Annotated in this window: 6 protein-coding genes; 4 read left to right on the forward strand and 2 right to left on the reverse strand. The window is 76.0% G+C overall.

Going from position 1 to position 4,003, the window contains the following annotated elements; genetic code table 11:
* From ACTUAL_RS15705 to ACTUAL_RS15715, 3 genes are all read left to right on the forward strand, one after another.
* Positions 1 to 330, forward strand: a 330-nt coding sequence (locus tag ACTUAL_RS15705; protein ID WP_440900783.1) for a hypothetical protein, incomplete at its 5' end; no start/stop codon positions are given.
* Positions 331 to 346: 16 nt separating this feature from the next.
* On the forward strand, positions 347 to 1,078 hold the full coding sequence (locus tag ACTUAL_RS15710) for an aminoglycoside 3'-phosphotransferase (RefSeq protein WP_440900784.1): 732 nt from the start codon (positions 347 to 349) through the stop codon (positions 1,076 to 1,078).
* 85 nt (positions 1,079 to 1,163) lie between these two features.
* Complete coding sequence (locus tag ACTUAL_RS15715) at positions 1,164 to 1,823, forward strand: HAD family hydrolase (RefSeq protein WP_440900785.1); 660 nt, start codon at positions 1,164 to 1,166, stop codon at positions 1,821 to 1,823.
* Between the two features lie 57 nt (positions 1,824 to 1,880).
* Here the strand turns inward: ACTUAL_RS15715 and ACTUAL_RS15720 are convergent, their stop codons facing one another.
* Both ACTUAL_RS15720 and ACTUAL_RS15725 read right to left on the reverse strand, forming a co-directional pair.
* Positions 1,881 to 2,471 carry a DUF3618 domain-containing protein gene (locus ACTUAL_RS15720; RefSeq protein ID WP_440900786.1) on the reverse strand — a complete coding sequence of 197 codons (591 nt, stop codon included), beginning with the start codon at positions 2,469 to 2,471 and terminating at the stop codon, positions 1,881 to 1,883.
* A complete protein-coding gene (locus tag ACTUAL_RS15725) occupies positions 2,468 to 2,881 on the reverse strand; it encodes a phage holin family protein (RefSeq protein WP_096492514.1) in 414 nt (137 codons plus the stop codon). The genes ACTUAL_RS15720 and ACTUAL_RS15725 overlap by 4 nt, the downstream gene beginning before the upstream one ends.
* 96 nt (positions 2,882 to 2,977) lie before the next feature.
* On the opposite strand from ACTUAL_RS15725, the gene ACTUAL_RS15730 reads away from it, so the two are divergent.
* Entirely contained in the window at positions 2,978 to 3,898 is a 921-nt protein-coding gene (locus ACTUAL_RS15730) for a YihY/virulence factor BrkB family protein (RefSeq protein ID WP_096492515.1), read from the forward strand.
* Positions 3,899 to 4,003: the final 105 nt, after the last annotated feature.

A 4,003-nucleotide genomic window follows, 5' to 3' on the forward strand; every position in this document is an offset into this window, starting at 1 on the left:
CGCCGCGTCGCGCCCGAGGCCGTCGAGGAGGAGTCCCCCCTGGACGCCGACCCCGACCCCCAGCACCGGCTGATCACCCTCGTCCTCACCAGGGCCCGGCAACTCGGCGACGCCCTGCTCGGCCTGGCCGTTGACCGCGGCGGAACCACCCGCGCCCTGGACCTCGACGGTGTGGTCCTGGGCCGCCCCGTCCCCGTCGACCACGTCCCCGACCTGCTGATCCTGCGCCCCGAGGTGGCCGTGCGGCACCCCGAGCTGTCCCGCTGCGGCCTGCGCGTCTGCGGCCCGTTCACCGCCTTCGACCCCGCCGGTCTCCTCGACCGCCTCTGACCGGCACACTGTCCCCGTGGACGACTGGACCCCCGTGACCACCGGCCTGTCCGGCGCGCGGGTGCGCCGCAGCCCGGACGGCCGCCACCACCGCAAGACCTCCGCCGACGTCGCCGCCCTCGCCGCAGAGCGCGACCGCCTGCTCGGGCTCGCGGGCACCCCGGTCGGCGCGCCCGAGGTGGTCGACTGGTCCGACACCGGCGTCCTGGTCACCACCACCCTCCCCGGCGTGCCCGCCTCCGACCTGCCGCCGTCTGCCGTCCCCGCCGCGATGACCGCGCTCCTGGCGTTCCTCGACGTCCTGCACGCCCTCCCGGACTGCCCGTTCGACCGCCGCCTCGCGGTCACCGTCCCGGAGGCCGAGGGCAACGTCGCCTGCGGGCGCGTGGACGAGTCCGACTTCGACGACGCCCGCCTCGGGCGGTCGGCGGGGGAGCTGCTGGACCTGCTGCGCGCGGGCCGCGACCGGGCGGCGGCGCACGAGGAGCGCGACCTCGCGGTGTGCCACGGCGACTTCAGCCTGCCCAACGTCCTGCTCGACCCGGACACCGCGCGCGTCACCGGAGTCCTCGACGTCGGCAGGCTCGGGCTCGCCGACCGCCACCAGGACCTCGCCCTGCTGGCCCGCTCGGCGGGCGACCCCGACCTGAACCCCGCCTACGGCGCGAGCCCCGCGGCCCACCAGGTCCTCGCCCGCACCGACCCGTGGCGCGTGGACTACTACCAGCTGCTCGACGAGTTCTTCTGATCCCCCCGGCCACGCCCGCGCGACTGCGGGAACGCACACCGCCGCGCCGCGCCGACCCGCCCCACCCGCACTACGGTGGGGACACGTGGACAACGACAGCACGTTCGACGCCGTCCTGTTCGACTTCTCCGGCACCCTCTTCGACGACACCGGCGTGCTCGACGCCCGCGGCCTCGCCACCCGCACCGGCCTTCCCGAGCCGGAGGCGGCGACAACCCTGAGCCGGGTGCTCGCCCACGTGGACTCGCCGGCCTCGCTCAAGGCCCGCAAGGGCGGCGACCTGTCCGTCGAGGCGCACCGCGCGGTGTGGACGGGCCTGATCGCCGAGGCGGGACCGTTCCCGGACGGCGTGGTGGAGGCCGTCTACGCGGGCCTGACCGACCCGGCGGGCTGGCGCCCCTACCCCGACGTCCTCCCGGTGCTCACCGAGCTGCGCGCCCGCGGCCTCAAGCTCGGCGTGCTCAGCAACATCGGCTGGGACCTGCGCCCCGCGCTCGCGGCGGCCGGGGTGCTGGAGCTGCTCGACGTCGTGGTGCTCTCCTGCGAGCACGGCGTGGAGAAGCCCGACCCCGAGCTGTTCGCCGTCGCCAGGCGGGAGCTGCCCGGCCGGGTGCTGTACGTGGGCGACGACCCGGTCAAGGACGGCGCGGCCGTGCGCGCCGGGATGCCCGTCTACCTGCTGCCCAGCGAGCGCTCGGTGGACCGGCCGCGCGGTCTGTCCGCCGTGCTGCGCCTGGCCGCCTGACCACCCGCCCGGCGCGCCGCCCCGGGGCGCGCCGGGCCGATCCTCACCTGCCGACCCTCACCTGCCGCGCCGCGCCAACCGCCACACCAGCAGCCCCACCGCCACCACGCCCGCGACCACCGCGGCCGGGTGCTCCCTGAGGGCCCGGCGCGCGGGCGGCGGCAGCTGCTCGACCGCGTGCGAGGCCCGGCCCCGCGCCTGGTCGGCCACGACCGCGGCCCGGTCCGCGACCTCCGCCGCCTTGACCTTCGCCTCGTCCGCGACCGCGCCGACCTTCACCTTGGCGTCGCCCGCGACCTCGCCGACCTTCTCCGCCGCCCTCTCCGCGACCTCGGCGGCCTTGACCTTGGCCTCCCCGGCCAGCTCCTCAGCCCGCACCCGCGCCTGACCGGCCACCGCGGCGGCCCCGTCGGCGAGCTCCTCCGCCTTCACCTTCGCCTCACCAGCCACCTCTGCCACCTTCCCCTTGACCTCGTCCACCACGTCCGACGCCCGCGCCTTCACGTCCTCGGCCGCCTCCCGCGCCCGCGCGGGCACGTCCACCTTGTGCACCAGGGCCTCGACCGTGTCGCCCAGCTCCCGCCGGGTCAGCTCGATGTCGAGCTCCAGCTCCCGCCGGTTCTCCGGGATGCCTCCGGGCCCGGTCACCGGTGCGCCCGCTCGCTCACGGCGGCCAGGTCGCGCTTGACCCCGGCCACGGCCTGCTCGGGGATCGGCGGCGCGGCCCGCCGCAGCTGCCCGCGCCCGATCAGCGCCAGCGCCCCGGCCACCACGAACACCCCGCCCGCCACCACCAGGGCGGCGCCCCAGGCGGGCATGACCTGCGCCAGCGCCAGGATCAGCGCGGCGACCAGCGCCATCACGCCGAACCAGGCCAGCACCCCGGCCCCGCCCAGCAGCCCGGCGCCGCGCCCGGCCTTCTTGCCCTTCTCCTGCACCTCCAGCACCGCGAGCCGGATCTCCTCGCGGGCGAGCCTGCTCACCTGCTCGCTCAACCTGCCGACCAGCTCCCCCGTGGACGGGTCCGCCCGGTCGGCGGCGGCGGTGACCTGCTCCATGACCGTCTCCTCTCCCAAGCCTCCACTCCGACTACCCCGGTCACGCCGGGTCAACCGCGTGGTGTGGGTGACCTCCGTTCGGGCAAACCGCCGGTCATGGCCCAATCACCCGCCGCGCCCACCGAGCTGCCCAAGCGGTCCTGGTGGGCCGTCCTCAAGCGCACCGCAACGGAGTTCACCGAGGACGGCCTGATGGACCGCGCCGCCGCGCTGACCTACTACGCCGTGCTGTCGCTGTTCCCCGGAGTGCTGCTGCTCACCGGTCTGCTGGGGATCCTCGGCCCGGACGCCAAGCAGACCCTCGTGGACAGCCTGTCCGCGCTCGGCCCCGGCCCGGCGCGCGACATCCTCGTCCAGGCGCTGGACAGCCTGCGCCCGTCCGTCGCCGGACCCGTCGCGATCTTCGGCCTGGCCACCGCGCTGTGGTCGGCCTCCGGCTACGTCGGCGCGTTCATGCGCGCGGCGAACGCCATCTACGAGGTGGACGAGGGCCGCCCGCTGTGGAAGCTCCTGCCGCTGCGCGTCCTGCTGACCCTCGGGGTCGTGGTGCTGCTCGCGCTGGTCGCGGCGGGCACGGCCCTCACCGGCGACGTCGCGGTGTGGGTGGGGGACCTGGTGGGGCTGGGCCGCGAGGCCGTCGCGGTGTGGGACCTGGCGAAGTGGCCGGTGCTGCTCCTGCTGGCCAGCGCCGCGATCGGGCTGCTGTACTGGGCCTCGCCGAACGTGCGCCAGCCGAGCTGGCTGTGGATCACGCCCGGCGGGCTGCTCGCGGTGCTGCTGTGGGTGATCGCCTCGTTCGGCTTCGGCTTCTACGCCACCCACGCGGGCTCGTACGACAAGACCTACGGGCCGCTCGCGGGCGTGGTGGTGTTCCTGGTGTGGCTGTGGATCTCCAACATCGCGCTGCTGCTCGGCGCGGAGCTGGACGCCGAGCTGGAGCGCGGGCGCCGCATGGAGGCGGGGCAGGCCGAGGACCACGAGCCGGTCGCCCCGCCCCGCGACACCAGGGCCATGTGACCCGCGGGGGGCGACCTACCGGCGGACCACGACCTTGCCGAGCTGCCGACCCGACACCAGCTCCCGCAGCACGTCCGGCAGCTCGGCCAGGCGAACCACCCGCGT

Source organism: Actinosynnema sp. (genome assembly GCF_052038725.1).

What these genes read in the sequence shown, in the direction of transcription:
- ACTUAL_RS15730 (WP_096492515.1), top strand. Translation starts at nt 2,978, where the DNA reads ATGGCCCAATCACCCGCCGCGCCCACCGAGCTGCCCAAGCGGTCCTGG.
- ACTUAL_RS15725 (WP_096492514.1), bottom strand. Translation starts at nt 2,881, where the DNA reads ATGGAGCAGGTCACCGCCGCCGCCGACCGGGCGGACCCGTCCACGGGG.